Origin of the sequence: Psychrobacter sp. HD31 (assembly GCF_051097895.1) — a bacterium.
Taxonomy (GTDB): domain Bacteria; phylum Pseudomonadota; class Gammaproteobacteria; order Pseudomonadales; family Moraxellaceae; genus Psychrobacter.
Genome location: NZ_CP142525.1, coordinates 383,408 through 405,342, shown reverse-complemented (window position 1 = coordinate 405,342; position 21,935 = coordinate 383,408). Strand labels below are relative to the sequence as shown.

Annotated in this window: 20 protein-coding genes and 1 pseudogene; 5 read left to right on the top strand and 16 right to left on the bottom strand. The window is 40.2% G+C overall.

All coding sequences use genetic code 11. From position 1 onward, the window contains the following. Nucleotides 1-39 precede the first annotated feature (39 nt). The 4 genes from rplM (at nucleotide 40) to VH441_RS01630 (ending at nucleotide 2,122) form a co-directional block, all read left to right on the top strand. Entirely contained in the window at nucleotides 40-468 is a 429-nt protein-coding gene (gene rplM, locus VH441_RS01645; RefSeq protein ID WP_434353751.1) for a 50S ribosomal protein L13, read from the top strand. Between the two features lie 13 nt (nucleotides 469-481). Then, nucleotides 482-868: a 30S ribosomal protein S9 gene (gene rpsI, locus VH441_RS01640; RefSeq protein WP_434353750.1), complete on the top strand. Its 387-nt coding sequence runs from the start codon at nucleotides 482-484 to the stop codon at nucleotides 866-868. A 168-nt stretch (nucleotides 869-1,036) separates the two neighbouring features. Next, nucleotides 1,037-1,660 carry a glutathione S-transferase N-terminal domain-containing protein gene (locus VH441_RS01635; protein WP_434353749.1) on the top strand — a complete coding sequence of 208 codons (624 nt, stop codon included), beginning with the start codon at nucleotides 1,037-1,039 and terminating at the stop codon, nucleotides 1,658-1,660. 30 nt (nucleotides 1,661-1,690) lie between these two features. Then, complete coding sequence (locus tag VH441_RS01630) at nucleotides 1,691-2,122, top strand: ClpXP protease specificity-enhancing factor (RefSeq protein WP_434353748.1); 432 nt, start codon at nucleotides 1,691-1,693, stop codon at nucleotides 2,120-2,122. 84 nt (nucleotides 2,123-2,206) lie between these two features. Here the strand turns inward: VH441_RS01630 and VH441_RS01625 are convergent, their stop codons facing one another. The 14 genes and pseudogenes from VH441_RS01625 to VH441_RS01560 form a co-directional block, all read right to left on the bottom strand. Then, the gene (locus tag VH441_RS01625) at nucleotides 2,207-2,494 is read right to left on the bottom strand and encodes a polyhydroxyalkanoic acid system family protein (RefSeq protein ID WP_434353747.1); all 288 of its coding nucleotides are present in this window, start codon (nucleotides 2,492-2,494) and stop codon (nucleotides 2,207-2,209) included. 106 nt (nucleotides 2,495-2,600) lie between these two features. Then, on the bottom strand, nucleotides 2,601-3,176 hold the full coding sequence (dcd, locus tag VH441_RS01620; RefSeq protein WP_434353746.1) for a dCTP deaminase: 576 nt from the start codon (nucleotides 3,174-3,176) through the stop codon (nucleotides 2,601-2,603). A gap of 113 nt (nucleotides 3,177-3,289) precedes the next feature. Then, nucleotides 3,290-4,312 carry a DUF2804 domain-containing protein gene (locus VH441_RS01615; RefSeq protein ID WP_434353745.1) on the bottom strand — a complete coding sequence of 341 codons (1,023 nt, stop codon included), beginning with the start codon at nucleotides 4,310-4,312 and terminating at the stop codon, nucleotides 3,290-3,292. Further along, nucleotides 4,312-5,166, bottom strand: a pseudogene (gene apbC, locus VH441_RS01610) (iron-sulfur cluster carrier protein ApbC); the annotation flags it as partial. The gene VH441_RS01615 and the pseudogene apbC, both read right to left, overlap by 1 nt. Nucleotides 5,167-5,338: 172 nt before the next feature. Beyond that, entirely contained in the window at nucleotides 5,339-6,517 is a 1,179-nt protein-coding gene (locus VH441_RS01605) for an isovaleryl-CoA dehydrogenase (RefSeq protein ID WP_434353744.1), read from the bottom strand. 283 nt (nucleotides 6,518-6,800) lie between these two features. Next, entirely contained in the window at nucleotides 6,801-7,520 is a 720-nt protein-coding gene (locus tag VH441_RS01600) for a copper resistance protein NlpE (RefSeq protein WP_434353743.1), read from the bottom strand. Between the two features lie 297 nt (nucleotides 7,521-7,817). Beyond that, on the bottom strand, nucleotides 7,818-8,459 hold the full coding sequence (locus tag VH441_RS01595; RefSeq protein WP_434353742.1) for a hypothetical protein: 642 nt from the start codon (nucleotides 8,457-8,459) through the stop codon (nucleotides 7,818-7,820). 3 nt (nucleotides 8,460-8,462) lie between these two features. Next, a complete protein-coding gene (locus VH441_RS01590; protein ID WP_434353741.1) occupies nucleotides 8,463-9,377 on the bottom strand; it encodes a hydroxymethylglutaryl-CoA lyase in 915 nt (304 codons plus the stop codon). A gap of 2 nt (nucleotides 9,378-9,379) precedes the next feature. Continuing rightward, on the bottom strand, nucleotides 9,380-11,509 hold the full coding sequence (locus VH441_RS01585; RefSeq protein ID WP_434353740.1) for an acetyl/propionyl/methylcrotonyl-CoA carboxylase subunit alpha: 2,130 nt from the start codon (nucleotides 11,507-11,509) through the stop codon (nucleotides 9,380-9,382). A 165-nt stretch (nucleotides 11,510-11,674) separates the two neighbouring features. Continuing rightward, a complete protein-coding gene (locus VH441_RS01580) occupies nucleotides 11,675-12,496 on the bottom strand; it encodes an enoyl-CoA hydratase/isomerase family protein (protein ID WP_434353739.1) in 822 nt (273 codons plus the stop codon). Nucleotides 12,497-12,605: 109 nt separating this feature from the next. After that, nucleotides 12,606-14,216: a carboxyl transferase domain-containing protein gene (locus VH441_RS01575; protein WP_434353738.1), complete on the bottom strand. Its 1,611-nt coding sequence runs from the start codon at nucleotides 14,214-14,216 to the stop codon at nucleotides 12,606-12,608. An 89-nt stretch (nucleotides 14,217-14,305) separates the two neighbouring features. After that, on the bottom strand, nucleotides 14,306-16,051 hold the full coding sequence (locus VH441_RS01570) for an AMP-binding protein (RefSeq protein WP_434353737.1): 1,746 nt from the start codon (nucleotides 16,049-16,051) through the stop codon (nucleotides 14,306-14,308). 361 nt (nucleotides 16,052-16,412) lie between these two features. Then, nucleotides 16,413-17,048, bottom strand: a complete 636-nt coding sequence (locus tag VH441_RS01565; protein WP_434353736.1) for a CoA transferase subunit B — start codon at nucleotides 17,046-17,048, stop codon at nucleotides 16,413-16,415. Nucleotides 17,049-17,083: 35 nt separating this feature from the next. Next, a complete protein-coding gene (locus VH441_RS01560; RefSeq protein WP_434353735.1) occupies nucleotides 17,084-17,785 on the bottom strand; it encodes a CoA transferase subunit A in 702 nt (233 codons plus the stop codon). A 191-nt stretch (nucleotides 17,786-17,976) separates the two neighbouring features. On the opposite strand from VH441_RS01560, the gene metG reads away from it, so the two are divergent. Continuing rightward, on the top strand, nucleotides 17,977-20,061 hold the full coding sequence (gene metG, locus VH441_RS01555; protein WP_434353734.1) for a methionine--tRNA ligase: 2,085 nt from the start codon (nucleotides 17,977-17,979) through the stop codon (nucleotides 20,059-20,061). Between the two features lie 66 nt (nucleotides 20,062-20,127). Here the strand turns inward: metG and VH441_RS01550 are convergent, their stop codons facing one another. Then, nucleotides 20,128-20,718 (bottom strand): DNA-3-methyladenine glycosylase I, encoded by a 591-nt coding sequence (locus VH441_RS01550; protein WP_434353733.1) that lies wholly within the window; start codon nucleotides 20,716-20,718, stop codon nucleotides 20,128-20,130. Nucleotides 20,719-20,727: 9 nt separating this feature from the next. Continuing rightward, entirely contained in the window at nucleotides 20,728-21,927 is a 1,200-nt protein-coding gene (locus VH441_RS01545) for a vWA domain-containing protein (RefSeq protein WP_434353732.1), read from the bottom strand. Nucleotides 21,928-21,935: the final 8 nt, after the last annotated feature.

Below are 21,935 nucleotides of genomic sequence, written 5' to 3'. Positions count from 1 at the left end.
AATACACTCTCAACTTACTTTTAATTAAGGTTTTTTATCATGAAAACAATTAGTGCCAAACCATCTGAGGTGACCCATGACTGGTACGTCGTGGACGCTGAGGGCAAAACCCTTGGTCGCCTAGCAAGTCAAATCGCTCACCGCCTACGTGGTAAGCACAAGCCATCTTATACACCACACGTTGACACTGGTGATTTTATTGTTGTTATTAATGCAGACAAAATTGCTGTAACCGGCAAAAAAGCAGATGACAAAAAATACTATCGTCACAGTGGCTACCCAGGTGGTCTTAAAGAGACTAACTTTACTAAACTAATTGCTCATAAGCCAGAAGACGTATTGTACAAAGCTGTAAAAGGCATGTTACCAAAAGGTCCTCTTGGATACGCTATGATCAAGAAGTTGAAGCTTTATGCGGGCACAGAACACCCTCACACTGCTCAACAGCCTAAAGAACTAGATATCTAAGGAGACACACATAATGGAACGTTATTACGGAACAGGTCGCCGCAAAACTTCAACAGCTCGTGTCTTTTTATCAAAAGGTACTGGTAACATCGTTGTTAACGGCAAACCACTAGATGAATATTTTGGTCGTGAAACTTCTCGTATGGTTGTTCGTCAGCCATTAGAGCTTATCGAAGCAACTGAAACCTATGACTTAAACATCACTGTACGTGGTGGTGGTAGCAATGGTCAAGCTGGTGCGATTCGTCACGGTATTACTCGTGCATTAATCGATTCAGACGAGTCATTAAAACCTCAGCTACGTGCTGCTGGCTTTGTTACTCGTGACTCTCGTCAAGTTGAACGTAAAAAACTTGGTCTACGCAAAGCACGTCGTCGTCCACAGTTCTCAAAACGTTAATTCTTACGAGAATTTGCGAAAAAGACAATGCATTGGCATTGTCTTTTTTTTATGGAATTTTATTGCAGCCATTACACAAATTTGCACGATAAAAATTTAAATATTAATCCAGTTTAAATATAATTAGTATTTTGCTATGATTATTGTTTGCGTCAACTGAGAGCAATCATGACAGATTTATCCACCCTACCAAAAAATCAGCTACTTTTATATGCTGATGATGGCTATGATAGTCATGTCATACGTTATTTATTGGCAGAAAAAAAACTAAGCTATCGACTTGCTTACTTAAAATCGGAGCGTCCAGAAGACCTAGCCGAGCTTAATCCCTATCGCACTTTACCTATTTTAGTGCATGCCGATATTGCTTTGTATGAAATCAATGTTATTTTTGAATACCTAGAAGAACGCTATCATCATCACAAATTACTACCAGAATCACCTCAACAGCGAGCACAAGTCCGGCAGCTTGCATGGCGTCTTCAAAAAGACTGGCTGGCATTGGGCAGAGAGTTACTGATACACCCTGACAGCTTTGATGCTGCTAAAGAAGCCCATGCAAAAAAACAATTAAGCGATTCATTAATTACTTTAGCACCTATTTTTGCTCACAAACCCTTTTTTATGTCTGACACCCTTGGTTGGTGTGATATATTATTAGCGCCTTTGTTTTGGCAGCTAAATCAAATTAACCTAGATTTACCAACGCATTTAATAAAGCCTTTAATAGAGTATCAAACTAAAATATTTGATAGAGAAGCTTTTAAACAAAGCCTAAAAACTACCTTATAATAATAAACCAACTATAAAAGAGGAACGATTATGAGCACAGATGCTAATTTATCACCTACACGCCCATACATGGTACGTGCTATTTATCAATGGATAGAAGATAATCACTTAACACCCTATTTGATGGTTGATGCCACGCATGATCATGCCAAAGTGCCCACTGAGTATATACAAGACGGGCGCATTGTGCTTAATATTGCTAGTGCGGCAGTTGGTGCGATGGCAATGGAAAATGACTTTGTGACTTTTAAAGCAAGGTTTGGTGGTGTTTCTCAAGAAATTTGGGTACCTATGCAAGCGGTGATGGGCATTTATGCAAAAGAAAATTCTCAAGGCATGTTTTTTGACCCTAATGAATATGACAATTACCAGCCTATAGATTCAAACGAAACAAGCTCTCACACCAAAACCAAGCAAAAACCCAAACGTGAGAATAAAGCAGGATTAAAAGTTCTTAAATAATATTATTGTTACAAACATTATATTTATAAAAAAGCCCCAAAATATTTAATGGGGCTTTTTATTAACTAGTGACTGATTATAAATTTAGGCAAAATATTTATCCATATTCTTTTCTAGCCCTTCTTTAATCTTACCTTTCATTGGCTTAGCAAACATACCAAGTTTAATTTCAAAACGAATTTTTTGTTCGTCTAAAACACCTTTTATGTTAGCACCCATGTGCTTTGCCGTTGCGATATCTTGGTTAGCACCTTCGGCATAATCAACCGCAACACCATATTTTTCTTGTGCTTTGGCTAACAGCTGCTTAGCCTTAACGCGTGCTTCATCAAAATTTAAGCCATGGTTACGTTCTACTTCTATATCTGCCATATTATTTCCTAATTTACATAATTGGTTAACACTATTAATGGGGATAAAAAATTAAAATACAAACAACTTAACGTTACCTATATCACACTTTCCATATCCGCAGAAATTATGTTTTTGGTAAAGTAACACCCGTTTGCCCTTGGTATTTTCCACCACGGTCTTTATAGCTGGTTTCACATACATCATCAGCATCAGATTGGAAGAATAGCATTTGAGCAACCCCTTCACCTGCATAAATACGTGCTGGCAAGTTGGTTGTATTACTAAACTCTAAGGTAACGTGCCCTTCCCATTCGGGTTCAAGTGGTGTCACGTTAACAATAATGCCACAGCGTGCATAGGTAGATTTACCTAGGCAAACCGTCAAAACATCTCGTGGTATTCTAAAGTATTCAACCGTACGAGCCAGCGCAAAAGAGTTAGGTGGAATAATACATTCATCACCCACAATATCTATAAAACTGTTGTCATCAAAATTTTTGGGATCAACAATTGCTGAATGAACATTTGTAAAAACTTTAAATTCACGTGCACAGCGCACATCATAGCCATAGCTTGAAGTGCCATAGCTTACCAGTTTTTCTCCATTATCATTATAGCGAACTTGTCCAGCTTCAAAAGGCTCAATCATGGCGTGTTTTTCTGCCATTTCGCGTATCCAACGGTCTGATTTAATGGACATAGTGTTTCCTCATATTTAAAGTTTTATTGATAACGGATTATAATAGAGTTTGCTAATAATATAAATGATAAATCTTTGGTTTATTGGGGGCTAACAGCTCATAGTTAAATCCACTACCACTTAGCATAATGGTCTTCTGCTAAGCCCATCACCTTATCTAGCCTAATCACATTGCCATCATCTAGCTCAATCGTGCCAGAATAATATCCCAACCATTGTTCAAATATACTATCTACCACAACAAGACGATCACTTTTTTGATAGCAGTTGACCGGTGTAAAGCTTAGATTTATTTTAACCTTTGACCAGTTTAATGCTTGATTACTAACTAACCAATCCTCTTTTATGGTGTCACCCCTTTTAAACATAACCGCAGGCAAATGATATCTAACACCATCTACCCAACACGCATTTTCGCTTGCACCAGATTCATTAACCCCTGTTGCTAAATTCATAGCAAAATGCACACCCGTTGGCAGGTTTGTTGTAATGCTTGTCCAGTACCAATTAGTCACTCGGCGCATATAACCTACCGACCAATCTAAAAAGGCATTTGCACCCTTTAAGTCTTGGTTAACGTGATGACTTGTTAACGTGCCTGTTTGCACCAGCATCGGCTCTTTTTGTGTGTATGTCCACCCTTTTTTGCCTGTTTGCGTGCATACAGACAATGAATCAAAGCCACGTGTTATCCTTGCTTTCAAATTAAAAATTTTGCTATTAAGCACAACGTCTATCGTATCTGTTTTAAAATCCAGCTCAATTGAGAGTTTTTTGCTTTTAAAACTAATTTTATCTTTATAAGTAGACTGGTTAAACTGCGTATTGCGGGTAAAGGGCTGCAAAGCTTCTACTAACTCTAGCTCATCAGTTTCTTCATTATATAAATAACAAAAACTGCTGGTTACCCAATTAAGGGTTGCTACCGCAAAACAGACTCTATAAGGTGCAGCGGTAATTTGCAGAAAACAAAATTGGTTTGCTCGCAACTTTTTACGCCAATTTGCCACCGCTTTATTTGATAACTTATAGCTATGGTAGTCTAAATAATTAATCTCTTCTACCCTATCAAAAACCCCAAAGGTTGGCTTGCCATCAGTTATTAGTTTTTTAAGTTGTAATAAACTTTTATCCATTAAAATATCCTATCACTTGTTGATTTTGCATAGTCATCAATATGACAGTCTATATTTTTGGCAATATCTACATAAAACTTAGCAAATGCATCACCTGTGCCATCATTCGCTATAACGCTTGGTATACCTTTATCTACCTGTTCTCGGATGTCTTTAGCTATTGGCAATTGACCCAATAGAGGCACTTGATATGCCTCAACCATTTTATTACCACCACCTTCACCAAAGATTGCCTCGGTATGTCCGCAACTAGAGCAAGTGTGTAATGCCATATTTTCGACAACGCCAATAACGGGGATGTTTGTTTTTTTAAACATTTCTATGCCTTTTTGGGCATCTAATAGCGCAATGTGCTGTGGTGTTGTCACAATAATCGCTCCTGTCACTGGTATCCTTTGCGCTAGAGTTAACTGGATATCGCCTGTCCCTGGTGGCATATCAATCAATAAGTAATCCAAATTTGGCCAGTTGGTTTGGTTATACATTTGCATTAATGCACCCGTCGCTTTTATGCCTCGCCAAGCAACTGGCGTTTGCGCACTAGCGAGCAAACTACCTATTGATAACATTGCCAATCCATGAGCCTCAATCGGCACAAATTGGTTGTTTTCTTGTATTGGTTTTTTGTCTGCCACGCCCAACATGTTTGGCATACTTGGTCCATAAATATCTGCATCTAACACCCCAACGCGTTTGCCTAATTTTTGTAGTGCTAAGCCAATATTTACCGTGCTGGTAGATTTGCCCACCCCGCCTTTGCCAGATGCGACCAATATAATATGTTTAATACGAGGGTGTGGTTTGATTTGAGCTTGTAATGGTGGCTTATTTTTTGAAGTTGTTGAGTTACTAGACATTAGTATTGAACCTATTTTAAACAAAAACTAAAAGTAAGAAATTAATGATATTTTTTAAATATAAAAACTCTGTCATGCAAATCATAACAGAGTTTTAGTGTTATTAACTAATTTTAGCTTGTCTTATGCGTTTTCTAGTTAAGTTAGGTCATTTAATTATTTCATCTAGTTATTTAGTCTCATTAAACAATTCACGACCAATGAGCATACGGCGGATTTCGCTGGTGCCAGCACCAATCTCATAGAGCTTCGCATCACGCCAGTAGCGACCCATTGGGTATTCGTTGGTATAGCCATTACCACCAAAGATTTGAATGCCTTCCCCTGCCATCCAAGTTGCCTTTTCAGCTGTCCATAGAATTACACTGGCACAGTCTTTACGCACTTGCCGGCTATGCCCAGCACCCAATTCATCTAAGTTTTTGCCCACTGTGTATAGGAAGCTACGAGCAGCTTGCAGTACGGTATACATATCAGCAACTTTACCCTGAATCAACTGGAACTCACCAATAGATTGACCAAACTGCTTGCGGTCATGGATGTATGGAATTACATTATCCATTACGCCTTGCATGATACCAACAGGACCACCTGCCAATACCGCACGTTCATAGTCTAAGCCACTCATCAGCACTTTAACGCCATTGTTTAAACCGCCAAGGATGTTTTCTGCGGGTACTTCTACATTGTTAAACACCATTTCACCTGTGTGACTGCCTCGCATACCCAATTTATCGAGTTTTTGAGCGGTATCAAAGCCTTCCATGCCTTTTTCTACCAAAAATGCGGTGATGCCTTTTGCACCTAGCTCTGGGTTAGTTTTAGCATACACCACCATCACATCGGCATCTGGACCATTGGTAATCCACATTTTTGAGCCATTTAGCACATACACGCCGCCTTTTTCTTCGGCTTTTAGCTTCATACTGGTCACATCTGACCCAGCACCAGGCTCACTCATTGCCAACGCACCAATGAACTCACCACTGATAAGCTTCGGCAAAAACTTTTTCTTTTGCTCTTCGTTACCATTACGCTTAATTTGATTCACACACAAATTAGAATGTGCACCATAACTTAATGCCACTGATGCAGACGCACGGCTAATCTCTTCCATAGCAACCATGTGAGCCACATAGCCCATATTTACACCATCATATTCTTCTGGTACGGTGATACCATGCAGTCCTAACTCACCCATTTTTTCCCATAAATCCATTGGGAACTGGTCTGAGGAATCAATCTCGGCTGCCCTTGGCAAAATCTCGTTTGCTGCAAAACTTTGTACCGTTTCACGTAATGCATTAATATCATCGCCCAGTTGAAAGTTTAATCCAGGTAAATTCATAACATCTGTCCTTGTGTTAATTGAGTGGTTTTTTAATCGCTACCACAGTTTCATGAATAAGTTTTTTAATTTCCATCTAAAGGTAATTTTTACGCTTAAATTTTTAACGCTTAGATTTGTGTTTAACAACTTACCAAACACAGCGCCCTAATATAATTTTGTATCTCAGTCTCACGGCAAATATCTTTACAAATTACATACGCTAATGCAGCTAACACTCTCTTTTAACTGTAAAAGAGAGTGTTGTTACATGAATCATTAATCAAAAAAATTACAATACTATCTATTGCACTCTATTTAGTTTACGTTCTTTTCCTGCTATCGACAGTACTGCAGTATTACGTTGTGAAGTTAAAGTAACACTCTCATCTTCATTGGCATAGACAGCACCCTTTGCCCAAGCTTCAACTTGAGGCAGTTCATACATTATTTTATCGGCGTCAGTAGACTTATGCGTACTTTCTATTACTACTTTAGGTGGTACTTCTGCCGTATTAAAAATAACATTGTACGACTGTCCTGATTCATCGTTATACTGATATAAATGGTAACCATCATTGATGTCTGGTGATTGCTCTAGTTCAGATTTAACCAACACATGATCATGTGATGATTTGTCATCAATTTGATTACCATCGTCGTCTAAACGTACTAAGCGATTTTCAGCCACTTGATATTTTTGTTTATTAAGTACAATGCTAGAGCCATCGGCTGACCACTCGATAGTACCCTTATTAACAGAGGCTTCTTCTCCATTGCGCTCTTGAGTCATTTCGTATGTGCCGTTTTCATTAAGCATAATGCTTGTAATAACACCATCACAAGTTGTACAAGGTACAGGACTAAAATAGTAGCCCGCCCAGTCTAGACTGTTTTTTGAGTTGTCAGTATTTACCACAGACTCTGTTGTTGCCACTTGAGTATCTTGGTTGTGTGTGTTGTTACAAGCGGTCAAGCCAAGTGCTGTTGTCAATACAGTTGTTGCTATTATTTGGATTTTCATTTTTTCTATTATCCTATGAGGTTACTTATCATCGTTTAACGATAAACAAGCATTTTGTCTGTTAAGGTTTTATTTATTAATTTAGTTAAGTTTGGTTGGGCATGGATTGTTGTCATTTTTGTTTCAAACTTCAATAAGCTTGCCCAACCTCAACATTTTATCATAGAGTTTTTTTTCATGAGTTTCTGAATATCTATCACACTGTCTGATTCGTGTTACCAAGTATATTTTATCGTCAATAAAGGGTGTTTTTAACTTCCTACTCGTACTATTCTATTAACGTTGAAATCGATTAAATCATTGAATACGATTTTCAACTTCAAGAATATGAATAATATCTTTCAACCAAGATGATGGAAAAGGCATAAAGCCTCTGCCATGTAGAGGTTGTTGTTCTAACAAACCTTTCCCTGATAACAAATACCAATGAGATAATAAATCTTTTTCAGAGAGTTTTAATTGTTGAGATAAACTCTCGCTTATTTTCACATAAGTAACATTTTGTTCAATTTCTTCTTTATGAAATCTATAAGTTTCGACTAATACTGAAATAGATTCTAAAGATAGAGAAGATATAATATCAATAAGTACATTCAACTTATCTGAGATGCTTTTGAACGAATCATGAGAAATGCCATTTATATAAACATCTAACAAAAAAGAAATTTTCTCATTTTTCGTAGCTGTTGATAATGCAATTAAAACTTTTGAAGTAAAACCTAAAAACTCATTACTTTTAATCAATTCATTATCAAGTCCAATTTCTGCATTTTCAAGCCGATTAATCAATTTATCAGCATTGTTTTGATTTCTCACTTGCATAACACCAGATAGAAAACCTAATGAAACAACACCTAGTGAATTGTTTACTATGTGAGAAAAAGCTTGATTAATGGTACTTGTACCAATAGTTTTTAAAATTTCATGAGATTTAGTCAAAACTTATCTATTCCTTTTACTTAAAATTGCCTTTGCCACCCTAGACCCATTATCTCTTTGTAAAAATTCACTGATTCGCACTCCTGCATCGACAAGCTTATCAAGGTCAATGCCAGTATCAATGCCCATGCCATGTAACATATACACCACATCTTCAGTGGCAACATTACCCGTTGCCCCTTTAGCATAGGGACAACCACCCAGACCAGCCACTGAGGTATCAAATTGGCTCACCCCCATTTGTACCGCTCGCAAAGTGTTTGCCAACGCTTGACCATAAGTATCATGAAAGTGCCCAGAAATCTCACCTATATCAATGTAAGGAAAAGCGGATTCTAAAGCCTTTTGCACTTTAATGGGTGTACCCACACCAATGGTATCGGCAATGCCAATGTGTTCCGCCCCTATGTCTACCAGTTTTTTGGTCACATAGCCGACTTTATCAGGATGTATGTCGCCTTCATAAGGGCAACCAACAGTGCAAGAGATGACCCCACGCACTTTAATACCGTGGGTTTTGGCACTTTCAGCAACAGGGGCAAAGCGTTCGATACTTTCATCAATACTACAGTTGATGTTTTTTTGGCTAAATGCCTCACTCGCTGAGCCAAAAATGACAATTTCATCAGGGCGATAGGCAATGGCATTGTCAAAGCCACGCATATTGGGGGTCAGAACTGAATAGGTAACATCGGCATGACGGTTTTCGTTAATACCCGTCATCACCTCGGCATTGTCACCCATTTGAGGCACCCATTTTGGCGACACAAAACTGGTTGCTTCAAGCTTGCGTATACCTGCCTCAATTAAGTCACTAATCAACCGTAACTTAACGTCAGTGGGGACGGGTTGTTTTTCGTTTTGTAGCCCATCACGAGGACCAACGTCGATGATTTTAACTTGGCTGGGTAGGCTCATGCTTACGCCTCCGTTTCAATTCTAAGCAACTCATCACCATCTGCCACTTGGTCACCAGCAGAGAACAGCAACTCAGCAACCGTACCATCGGCAGGAGCGTTGATGGTATGCTCAATCTTCATTGCTTCAATCACCGCGAGTGGGTCGCCTTTCTTAACCGTCTCACCAACAGCCACTTTAAAGCCGACCACTTGCCCAGGCATTGGCGACTTCAAGCTACCAGCGGTTTCGCCTTCTTCGCCAACGTGAGCCATCTCGTCAATCAGGTGAATCACGCCACTGCCATTATCAGCAAAGATATACACATCTTCATTATGCTCCCACACTTGCACTTGTTGACGTCTGCCGTCTAACCACAAGGTATGCGTATCGGTGAATGCTTTGTCACTATTGCCACTGCCAACAGGCTCATTGATAAAGCTGATATGACCTTTGTACAAGACTTCTTCTGCTTCATTGATTTCCAGTTCTGAAGCGTACTTTTTCTCGCTTTGAACATCAGGTTGGATAACCAAATCAAAGCCCTGCTTATCTGTGCCTTGACCTTCCCAGTTTGCCAGCTTGGCGATATACACTCCATCGCTCTGTACATTGGTTAAATGGAACGAACGGCGATAATCGGTATAGGCACGCCAGCCACTGGCTTGGCTAAATGGGTCGGCACTGTTCAACCCCGCCCCTTCTTTGGTCAACTGATTAATCACCGCCGTGGCAACCAACACAGGTAAAGAGAAATCTGGGCAATCAAACAGATTGGCTTTTTCACGTTCAATCAATGCGGTATCAAGATTCGGCACGCTAAAGGACTCGGTCGCTAAGATATGACGCAAAAACGCCACATTATTCGGCAAACCAACAATACGGGTATCTGCCAACGCACTGTCTAGCTTAGATAACGCCTGTTTGCGAGAGCCACTATGCACAATTAACTTAGCAATCATTGAATCATAATACGGACTAATCACATCACCTTCACGCACACCATCATCAACACGCACACCACTAATCTCAAATACGGAATGCTCCGGCTTACGATACACCGCCAACTCGCCAGTCGCTGGTAAAAAGTCATTATCAGGGTTTTCGGCACAAATTCGAGCTTCAATTGCATGACCATTAATCGACAATTCATTTTGTGACTTCGGTAATGGCTCACCACTTGCCACACGCAACTGCCACTCAACCAAATCCACACCCGTAATGGCTTCCGTTACTGGGTGTTCAACTTGCAGGCGAGTGTTCATCTCCATAAAAAAGAAGTTCATCTCAAGCTGACCATCAGCCCCTTCGCGTTGCTCAACAATAAACTCAACCGTTCCTGCCCCGACATAATTACACGCCTTCGCCGCATTAATCGCCGCTGTTCCCATGGCATTACGCATGGCATCATCAACGCCTGGAGCTGGGGCTTCTTCGAGTACCTTTTGGTGACGACGTTGCACCGAGCAATCACGCTCAAATAAATGCACATAGTTACCATGTTTATCACCAAACACCTGAATCTCGATATGGCGAGGCTTTAACGCATATTTCTCAATCAGCACCTTATCATCGCCAAAGCTATTAATCGCCTCACGCTTACAAGACTCCAGAGAAGCAATAAAATCTTCACTTTTCTCAACCAATCGCATACCCTTACCGCCACCACCAGAGCTGGCTTTAATCAACACAGGGTAGTCAATGCGGTCGGCTTCAGCGTGCAAAAATTCTGGGTCTTGATTCTCACCATGATAACCAGGAATCAATGGCACACCAGCCGTTTCCATCAAGCGTTTTGATTCAGCTTTTAGTCCCATTGCCGTAATCGCTGAGGCTGGTGGACCAATAAATTCAATCCCTGCCTGCTCACAAGCAGTGGCAAATTGGTCATTCTCACTTAAAAACCCATAACCTGGGTGAATTGCCTCAGCTCCCGTTTCTTTGGCAATGGCAATCAACTTATCACCAAGTAAATAACTGTCCTTTGGTGCAGAGCCACCCAAATACACCGCCTCATCACACACCGCAACGTGCTTGGCATGGCGGTCAGCGTCCGAATACACCGCCACTGTACGCACGCCTAATTTTTTGGCGGTACTAGCGACACGACAGGCAATCTCACCACGGTTAGCAATCAAAATTTTACTAAACATATCCTTTTCCTTACATCCTTGCTATTAATATATATAACTTAAAATCTATACCTTATTTTGCTACCATTTTTCTTGCCAACACCCACAAAAACTGCCAATAAACAAGAATCCAGTGGCTGGATAGAGTTTAGGAAAAAACCCCATTTTATAGATTAAAATAACCCTTTAATTTAACCAGTTCGGCTTCCGTTTCTGTAAGAATGACTGTACGCCTTCTTTGCCTTGCTCGCTGGCTCTGATATCGGCAATGCCTGCCACTGTGTCGGCTATCAGCTCATCCGTAATGTCAGCATGGGCAACATCTTGCACCAACTTTTTGCAGACGCTGACCGCATTTGGACTGGCGTTAACCAGTTTTTTAACGATTTTTGCTACGGTTTCATCAAGTTCAGTACGATTGGCAATGCCATCTTCGTTAATCTCAGCATTGACCTCAACACTGACAAAATCATGGATTAAACCAATGCGTTTTGCTTCTTCAGCATTAAATACCTCGGCAGTGAGGAAATAACGATGTGCCTGTCTTGCGCCCATCGCTCGAATAACATAAGGACTGATGGTAGCAGGGACTAAGCCAAGTCGTACCTCACTTAAACAAAAATTGGCACTATCAACCGCTACGGCAATATCACAAGCAGATACTAAGCCAACGCCACCGGCATACACATCGCCTTGTACGCTGGCAATGGTTGGTTTTGGGCATTCATAAATCACTTTAAGCATTTGAGCCAGTTCATTGGCATCTGCTAGGTTTTCATCACGGGTGTAGTCCGCCATAGCACGCATCCAATTGAGGTCTGCCCCAGCACAAAAGGCTTTGCCTGTGCCAGTAAGGACAATAGCTCGCACTTCATCATCTTGCCCTAATTCAGTAAAGGCTTGCTTGAGCTCAGTAATGACTTCATCGTTAAAGGCGTTGCGTTTGTCTGGGCGGTTTAGGGTGACGGTAGCAACAAGGTTTTCTTTTATTATTTGTAAGGTTTGCATGGGTGTCCTTTGGGCTTATTTATTTAATCATTGAATTTATCATCATGGTTAATGAATTTTAAAATACCGCACGTCATTCCTTATTGAATTTAGAATGACCCATGACAGATTACATCCTAAACACACCAAACTTGGTTTCTTTGATTTCGGCGTTGTAAGCTGTACTCAAGCCTAGAGCAAGCACTCGGCGAGTATCGGCTGGGTCGATTATGCCATCATCCCACAGACGTGCCGAAGCATAATACGGATGTCCTTGCTCTTCATATTGCTCACGGATTGGGGCTTTAAATGCCTCTTCGTCCTCGGCTGACCACTCTGTACCTTGGCGGTCATATTGACTGCGTTTAACAGTAGCAAGAACGGTGGCAGCTTGTTCACCGCCCATCACCGAGATACGAGCGTTTGGCCACATCCACATAAATCGGGCATTGTAGGCTCGTCCACACATGCCGTAGTTACCCGCACCAAATGAGCCACCGACAACCACAGTAAATTTAGGCACTTGAGCGTTGGCAACTGCCATCACCATTTTTGCACCATGACGGGCGATGCCTTCGTTTTCGTATTTACGACCAACCATAAAGCCTGTGATATTTTGTAAAAATACCAGTGGGATTTTGCGTTGACAGCAGAGCTCAATAAAGTGAGCACCTTTTTGTGCCGATTCACTGAACAGAATGCCGTTGTTGGCGATAATGCCAACTTTCATGCCTTCGATATGGGCAAATCCACACACCAGAGTCGTGCCAAAACGAGCTTTAAACTCATCAAACTCACTGGCATCAACGATACGAGCGATGATTTCTCTGATGTCAAAGGGCTTGCGAGTATCGGTTGGGATGATGCCGTACAGTTCTTTGCTGTCGTATTTTGGTGGTCGTGAAGCTTGTTGATTAGGGATGATTTTACTTGGTTTGTTAAGGTTACCAACGATATCCCGTGCGATAGACAGGGCGTGAGTGTCATTTTGAGCGAGATGGTCAACCACGCCTGATAGACGGGTATGCACATCACCACCGCCTAAATCTTCGGCACTAACTTCTTCACCAGTGGCAGCTTTTACCAATGGCGGTCCCCCAAGGAAAATAGTGCCTTGGTCTTTAACAATGATGGATTCGTCACTCATTGCAGGAACATAAGCACCCCCAGCGGTACAGCTACCCATAACCACGGCAATTTGTGGGATGCCTTGGGCAGACATATTGGCTTGGTTATAGAAGATGCGTCCAAAATGTTCTTTGTCTGGGAAGACTTCATCTTGGTTGGGTAAGTTTGCACCGCCTGAGTCTACAAGGTACACACAAGGGAGATTGTTTTGGGTGGCGATTTCTTGCGCACGTAGGTGCTTTTTAACTGTCATTGGATAGTAAGTACCACCTTTGACCGTCGCATCATTACAGACAATCATACATTCGATGCCTTTAATACGCCCAATGCCAGCAATGACCCCCGCGGCTGGAATGTCAGCATCATACATGCCATGCGCTGCCATCGGTGCCACTTCAAGAAATGGCGTGCCTGGGTCAAGGAGTTTCTCCACACGCTCACGAGGCAAGAGTTTGCCACGAGATAAATGTTTGGCTCGGCTACGCTCTGAGCCACCTTGGGCAATTTTGCTTAAGTGCTGATGTAGGTCATCCACCACTTGTTGCATGGCTTGGGCATTTTGCTTAAATTCGGCTGAGTTTGGGCTAATTTTGCTGTTAATGGGGTGCGTCATTTTCTGTATTCTTCCTGATGTTTTAAAAGCGTTCGTTTTCTTTGCGAAGTCAGTCCTTAACCTAATGAGGAAGGATTAGGTTAAATCTATCAAGAAATACCTAATTCTTCTTTCATGGTTTCAACAATCTTGAACTTTTGGATTTTGCCAGTGACCGTCATCGGAAACTCTTCTACAAAAAGAATATAGGTTGGTATTTTGTAATGCGCAATATGGTCTTTACAAAAATCACGCACATTGTCTTCAGTCAAATCATGCCCTTTTTTGCTAATCACCCAAGCAGCTAGCACTTCTCCATATTTTTCATCTGGTACACCAACCACTTGCACATCTAAAATATCTGGATGACGATAGAGGTAGTTTTCTATCTCTACTGGATAGATATTTTCACCACCACGGATGACCATATCTTTACTACGCCCAACAATTTTAATATAACCGTCTTCATCCATTGTGGCTAGGTCACCTGTATGCATCCAACCGTCGATGATAGAGTCACGAGTCTTTTTACGGCTACCCCAATAGCCTTTCATCACACTGTAGCCTTTGGTAAGTAACTCACCTGTTTCACCAATATCTACAACGTCACCAGTTTCTGGATGAACTATTTTTACTTCGATATTTGGTTGTACTAACCCAACCGTAGATACTTGTTTTTCAATTGGCGTATGTTCATTAGTTTGGCACGATACTGGGCTGGTTTCTGTCATACCATAGGCAATGGTCACCTCACTCATGTGCATTTTATCAATCACACGACGCATGACTTCAATTGGACAGCTTGAGCCTGCCATAATGCCGGTGCGTAGGGTTGATAGGTCATATTTATCAAAGTCTGGATGGTCAAGCTCAGCAATAAACATGGTTGGCACACCATGCAAAGCGGTACATTTTTCATTTTGCACCGTTTCTAATACGCTAATGGGTTCAAAACCATCATTTGGATAAACAATGGTACCACCGTGGGTCATAATAGCGAGATTGCCTAACACCATACCAAAGCAATGATACAAAGGAACAGGAATACACAAACGGTCATCACAGGTTAAGTTCATTGCCTCGCCAATAAAATAACCGTTATTTAAAATGTTATGATGGCTTAAAGTTGCACCTTTTGGTGTGCCTGTTGTGCCACTGGTAAACTGCACATTAATTGAGTCGTGTACATCCAATTGTGCTTGTCTGCGTGCCACTCGGTAATCATTAGCATCACCCTCTGCTAAAAAGTCAGAGAATTTTTGCATATAGGGAAAGTCTTCTTCATTACCGGGTTCATCAATCCAAATAATGCGTTCAACCGTTGGGACTTCCACTAAATCTAATTGATTATAGGTTTTGTGTAAAATTTCTGGGCAAAGCTCTTTAATCATATTGGCATAATCACTGCTTTTAAAGTGACGCATTAATACCAATGCAGAGCAGCCTAACTTATTAAGCGCATATTGAAGCTCAAATACACGATAAGCTGGGTTAATATTAACCAAAACAATGCCCACTTTAGCAGTGGCAAGTTGCATAAGCAGCCATTCATAATTGTTGTGCGACCAAATGCCAACTCTGCCGCCTTTTTCTAACCCCATGTTAATAAAACTACTTGCCAGCTGATTAACTTTTTCTTGCAGTTGTTTGTATGTCCAACGCACATTTTGATGAACCGATACCAAAGCTTCTCGCTCTGGATATTTATCAACAACGGCATCAAAAAAATTACCAATGGTTGCATCGATTAAATGGGTTTCTGGACCCTTGTCATAGCTTTTGGTGAGAGGCGCATTAGCGGAGGTAGCACCCATTTGCACAGACTGCAAAGAGTCTAATAAAGTTGCTCTGGTCATAATTGAATCCTTTCAAAAATTATGTTTATTGGTTTTTTAATCAGCTTTTATAAAAGCGACCTTAACTTGCAACGTTTGATTATCCATAACCACAAACGGTTTAACATATATTAAGGTTTAAAATACTTACAAACTCCATGTTTTATAAGTTTTTTTATAATCACATATCCATGATGATTATAAAAAGTTTTCTTAAAAACGACTGTTCACTTTAAACACTTGCAAAAATTTTATATCATGAATGTTGTTTTTTGTCAAAATGCAACTAAAAAAGTTTGCTATAAATTCATTTAGTTACAAAAAAAACAACCAATGTCAGTTACTTACCTTAGTAAAACTAAGATAAGATTAATTGATGTGTTTAAAGCCCATCGATTACCTTAATTGGTGTTTTTTCTTGTACTTCTTCAAAAGTGATACCTTCAGCAAGTTCAATCAATTTTAAACCCGCTGCGGTTACATCATAAACGCCAAGTTCACTAATAATTCGATTAACAACCCCTGTACCTGTCAGTGGTAATTGGCATTCTGATAAAATTTTTGGCTCGCCATGTTTGTTGGTTTGTTCCATCAACACAATCACACGTTGTACACCGGCAACCAAATCCATTGCGCCGCCCATACCTTTTACCATTTTGCCAGGTATCATCCAGTTAGCAAGGTCGCCTTTTTCAGATACTTCCATTGCACCTAAAATAGCAAGATTCACATGCCCGCCACGAATCATGGCAAATGAGTTGGCACTATCAAAAAAGCTGGCACCAGTTTGTGCCGTTACTGTTTGCTTACCAGCATTAATTAAGTCTGCATCAACTTTATCTTCAGTTGGAAACTCACCAATACCAAGCAAACCATTTTCTGATTGTAACCAAACATCCATCCCATCAGGAATGTAGTTTGCAACCATGGTTGGTAAACCGATACCTAAATTAACATAAAATCCATCTTGCAGCTCTTTAGCTGCTCTTTGTGCCATTTGTTCTCTATTCCAAGGCATTTTTAACTCCATTTAAATTTAATTGATACGTTTAATTAAGCTTTTGTTGTTACTTTTTCGATACGCTTTTCTGGGTTAGCATTAAGTACGATACGTTGTACAAAAATACCAGGCAGATGCACTTCATCTGGGTTAATATCTCCAACTTCTACAATCTCTTCTACTTCTGCAATGGTTATTTTGCCTGCCATTGCACAAGGTGGATTAAAGTTACGCGCAGTTTTGTTAAAAATAAGGTTACCCGCTTTATCCGCTTTTTGTGCTTTAACCAGTGCCACATCTGCCGTTAAAGAGCGCTCCATAACATAATTTTTGCCATCAAAATCACGTGTCTCTTTACCTTCAGCTATTTGTGTCCCATAACCAGTGGCTGTATAAAAGGCGGGTATGCCAGCACCACCGGCTCGCAATTTTTCTGCAAGTGTGCCTTGTGGGGTAAGTTCGACTTCTAGCTCTCCAGACAAAAATTGACGCTCAAATTCTTTGTTTTCACCAACATAAGATGAAATCATTTTTTTAACTTGACGAGTCTCTAACAATAAACCAAGCCCAAATCCATCGACGCCTGCGTTATTACTGATACAAGTTAACTCTTTTTTGCCACTATCCCTTAACGCTTCTATCAGTGCTTCAGGTATACCACAAAGCCCAAATCCACCAATAGCCAATGTATGTCCATCTGTCACTACATCGGCAAGTGCTTGTTCGGCACTTTCATAAACTTTTGATTGACTCATTTTCTACTCCTTTATTGAATGAGTGTATGCTTTTTTTGAATAAAGACACATACTAAAATATATAATTAAAGAACATTTGTAAACTTAAAAATATATTAATAAATACAAACTTTTAAAAAAAGCTCAAATCAACTATCATATAGCACACTTCTATAATTCTATTTAATTTGCTTTTAACCTAAGGTGATTTTGTGCAACAAACCAACCAAACTTCATCCCGTAATATTTTAGTAACTTCTGCCCTACCTTATGCCAATGGCGACATCCATTTAGGGCATTTGGTTGAACATATTCAAACTGATATTTGGGTACGTGCAATGAAGGCACAAGGTCATAAGGTTACTTACGTCTGTGCAGACGATGCACACGGTACCGCAATCACGCTAAAAGCAGATGAAGCCAATACCTCGCCAGAAGACTTTATTAGCAAAGTTAGAGAAGCTCACGAAACAGATTTTTCTAAGTTTTTGATTGGTTATGACAACTACTACACCACCCACAGTGAAGAAAACCGTGAGATGTCAGAGCTGATATACAACCGTTTGAATGAAGCAGGTTATATTGTCAGTGAAGATGTAGAACAACTATTTGATCCAGAAAAACAGATGTTCCTAGCTGACCGCTATGTAAAGGGAGAATGTCCAAATTGTGACACACCTGAACAATATGGCGACAACTGTGAAAGTTGTAGCGCAACTTATAATGCCACAGAGTTAAAAAACCCGTATTCAACTTTATCAGGTGCAACACCTGTTTTAAAAAGTTCTAAACACTACTTTTTTGATTTACCACAATTTCAAGACTTTTTAAAAGCTTGGACAACTGGACAAACAAATGGCAAACAGCATTTGCAATCATCCGTATCTAACAAACTAAATGAGTGGTTAGATTCTGGTTTAATTAAGTGGGATATCAGCCGTGATGCCCCTTATTTTGGTTTTAAAATCCCTAATACACCAGCAGATGAACCTGACAAATACTTTTATGTTTGGCTAGATGCCCCTGTTGGCTATATGGCAAGCTTTAACAACCTATGCAAGCGTCGCAGCGATTTAAGTTTTGATGATTATTGGCTGGCAGAATACGCGGATAAAACAGAGATTTATCACTTTATTGGTAAAGACATTATTTCATTCCACTCTTTATTTTGGCCTGCCATGCTAACAGGTGCTAATTTCCGTACGCCTAACGGTGTATTTGCGCATGGTTTTTTAACCGTAAATGGCGAAAAAATGAGTAAATCTCGTGGCACATTTATTAAGGCATCTACCTATGCACAGCACCTGCATCCAGAATACCTACGTTATTATTTTGCCAGTAAGCTGTCTGACACCGTAGAAGACTTAAACTTAGATATGGCTGAGTTTATGCAAAAAGTAAACTCTGATTTAGTGGGTAAGGTTGTTAATATTGCCAGCCGTAGTGCCGGTTTTATCTACAAAAAGTATGATGGTAAATTGTCTGATACTTGTAGTGAGCCAGAACTACTTGAAGGTATTGTTAATGCCGGTGATGAAATTGCCCAAGCATACGAAAACCGCGAGTTTGCAAAAGCCATGCGTTTGATTATGGCATGTGCTGACAAAGCAAATGAATACATTGATAACAAAAAGCCTTGGGCTTTAGCAAAACAAGAAGGTAAAGAGCAAGAAGTACAAGATGCTTGCTCGGTTGCGCTAAATATTTTCCGTCAACTAGTGACTTATCTTGCGCCTGTTTTACCAGAGCTTGCGGACAACGCAAAAGCATTTTTAAATGTTGATGACTTGTTATTTAGCAGCCGTACAGAGTTATTATTGGGTCATGAAATCAACAAGTTTAAACCGCTAATGCAACGGGTTGAGCAAAAACAAATTGATACCATGATTGATGCCTCTAAACAAACCATTGCGGCAGCACCTGAGCCTGGCAAAAAAGCAGAGAAGCCAACTAAAAAAGACACATCACCAAATTACATTGATATTAAAGACTTTGCTAAAGTTGAAATGAAAGTTGCTAAAGTGATTGACTGTAACCATGTAGAAGGTGCCGATAAGCTGCTACAGCTTACCTTAGACGTGGGTGAAGAAAACACACGCAATGTATTTAGTGGTATCCGCAAGTTTTATGAGCCAGAACAGTTGCAAGGTAAAAAGGTCATTTGTGTTACCAACCTTGCCCCACGTAAAATGAAGTTTGGCGTGTCTGAAGGTATGGTTATCTCGGCAGAAAAAGATGGCAAGCTTGTGGTTGCTACCATGCCAGAAGAAGCAGAAATTGGTTCTGTATTAGCGTAAACAACAAAGCGCATATAAGAAAGCTAGGTTATTCCTAGCTTTCTTATTATTAATATCTAAACAAGATTACAATTTTTGATGTCTAAGCTTGTCGTAAATAGGACACCCCTCTACATGGGCACCTGGTAAATAACCAGTACTCATTAAAAACTCTTTGGTAATCTCACCGCCTGTAAATTTAAAGGTTTTTTTAAACAGCTTCACCCACGCTTTATGTTCCATCGGATGATTGGCATCTAACCATGCTTTAAATGAGCCATGTTCGGCTTGTAACTTTAAAATTTGCTGTGCATTATAAATAGCAGCATTAACCTTTAATTTGTTACGTATGATACCAGCATCACTTAGCAACCTTTCTCGCTCTGCCTCATCATAGGCGGCAACAGTTGCTATATCAAAGTTATCATACGCTTTAGCAAAGTTATGCTGCTTTTTTAAAATAATATCCCAAGATAACCCAGCTTGGTTTATCTCTAAAATCAAACGTCCAAATAGCTCGTTGTCATCATCAATAGCAAAGCCATATTGGGTATCATGATAGATACGATGCACATTATCAGCAGGTAAGTTAGCCACATAATCACAATAGGTGGCTGGTTTACTATCAAGCGGTTGCTGTTTGTCTTGTGGTTTAAGGTTAGTGTTTTGCTGCGTCATATTTGTACACTAACCCCTTGCCATATAATCAGTCATGTCTTCAATACCATGCAATGTCATTGGGTACATATTGTTTTCAAATAATTTGTTAATTTCAACAATAGTTTGAGTGTACATCCAATAGTCTTGATGCTCTGGGTTAAGCCAAGCGACCTTATCAAAATGCGACAAAATACGCTTAAGCCAGACTATGCCAGCTTCAGAATTCATATACTCAACACTACCACCAACACTAAACAACTCATAAGGTGACATAGAAGCATCACCTACAAATATCACCCGATATTCTCGCCCATATTTATTGAGTAGTTCATAGGTAGATATACGTTCGCTATGGCGGCGGTTATTATCTTTCCAAACAAAATCATACAAGCAGTTGTGAAAATAATAAAACTCAAGCGTTTTAAACTCATTTTTTGCAGCCGTAAATAAACGTTCCAACCCCTCCACATGCACATCCATACTGCCGCCAATATCAAACAACATCAGCACTTTAACGCGGTTTCGACGCTCTGGTTGCATACGAATATCTAACAGCCCTTTTTCCGCCGTTTTACGTATGGTTTCATGGATATCTAATTCATCGGCACTACCGGTTCGGGCAAACTGACGCAAATTACGCAGTGCCATTTGCAACTGCCTTGTACCCAATTGGCTATCATCATCTAAGTTACGATATTTGCGCTGTTCCCAAACTTTAACAGCACTACGTTTGCGTGACTCGCCACCTACTCTAACCCCCTCTGGGTGGTCGCCATAGGCCCCAAATGGAGAGGTACCACCTGTACCAACCCACTTACTGCCACCTTGGTGCCGTTCTTTTTGCTCTTTTAAGCGCTCTTCTAGGGCTTTCATTAGCTCTTCTAGTGAGCCATATTTTTTAAGTAGCCGGCGTTGTTCTTCGGTTAAGTTTTTTGGGTCAAGCTTTAGCTCCAGCCACTCTTTTGGTATATTGCTGAGTTTGGATAACAGTTCATCCATATCAAGGGTATCTACCCCATCAAAATAATCTGCCATTGCCCTGTCAAACTTATCAAAATGGCGTTCATCTTTAACCATACACAGCTTTAATAACCGATACATCTCATCTCGGCTATAGTTAAGACTGTTTACCAGTCCCTTATCTAATGCTGAATGTAAATCTAGCAATTCACGTGTGGTTACAGGCACACCATAGGTACGTAAGGTGTAAAATAATTTTAAAAACATGGCTTGTT

Coding starts and splice junctions, on each gene's coding strand:
- rplM (WP_434353751.1), top strand. CDS start 40: ATGAAAACAATTAGTGCCAAACCATCTGAGGTGACCCATGACTGGTAC.
- rpsI (WP_434353750.1), top strand. CDS start 482: ATGGAACGTTATTACGGAACAGGTCGCCGCAAAACTTCAACAGCTCGT.
- VH441_RS01635 (WP_434353749.1), top strand. CDS start 1,037: ATGACAGATTTATCCACCCTACCAAAAAATCAGCTACTTTTATATGCT.
- VH441_RS01630 (WP_434353748.1), top strand. CDS start 1,691: ATGAGCACAGATGCTAATTTATCACCTACACGCCCATACATGGTACGT.
- VH441_RS01625 (WP_434353747.1), bottom strand. CDS start 2,494: ATGGCAGATATAGAAGTAGAACGTAACCATGGCTTAAATTTTGATGAA.
- dcd (WP_434353746.1), bottom strand. CDS start 3,176: ATGTCCATTAAATCAGACCGTTGGATACGCGAAATGGCAGAAAAACAC.
- VH441_RS01615 (WP_434353745.1), bottom strand. CDS start 4,312: ATGGATAAAAGTTTATTACAACTTAAAAAACTAATAACTGATGGCAAG.
- VH441_RS01605 (WP_434353744.1), bottom strand. CDS start 6,517: ATGAATTTACCTGGATTAAACTTTCAACTGGGCGATGATATTAATGCA.
- VH441_RS01600 (WP_434353743.1), bottom strand. CDS start 7,520: ATGAAAATCCAAATAATAGCAACAACTGTATTGACAACAGCACTTGGC.
- VH441_RS01590 (WP_434353741.1), bottom strand. CDS start 9,377: ATGAGCCTACCCAGCCAAGTTAAAATCATCGACGTTGGTCCTCGTGAT.
- VH441_RS01585 (WP_434353740.1), bottom strand. CDS start 11,509: ATGTTTAGTAAAATTTTGATTGCTAACCGTGGTGAGATTGCCTGTCGT.
- VH441_RS01580 (WP_434353739.1), bottom strand. CDS start 12,496: ATGCAAACCTTACAAATAATAAAAGAAAACCTTGTTGCTACCGTCACC.
- VH441_RS01575 (WP_434353738.1), bottom strand. CDS start 14,216: ATGACGCACCCCATTAACAGCAAAATTAGCCCAAACTCAGCCGAATTT.
- VH441_RS01570 (WP_434353737.1), bottom strand. CDS start 16,051: ATGACCAGAGCAACTTTATTAGACTCTTTGCAGTCTGTGCAAATGGGT.
- VH441_RS01565 (WP_434353736.1), bottom strand. CDS start 17,048: ATGCCTTGGAATAGAGAACAAATGGCACAAAGAGCAGCTAAAGAGCTG.
- VH441_RS01560 (WP_434353735.1), bottom strand. CDS start 17,785: ATGAGTCAATCAAAAGTTTATGAAAGTGCCGAACAAGCACTTGCCGAT.
- VH441_RS01550 (WP_434353733.1), bottom strand. CDS start 20,718: ATGACGCAGCAAAACACTAACCTTAAACCACAAGACAAACAGCAACCG.
- VH441_RS01545 (WP_434353732.1), bottom strand. CDS start 21,927: ATGTTTTTAAAATTATTTTACACCTTACGTACCTATGGTGTGCCTGTA.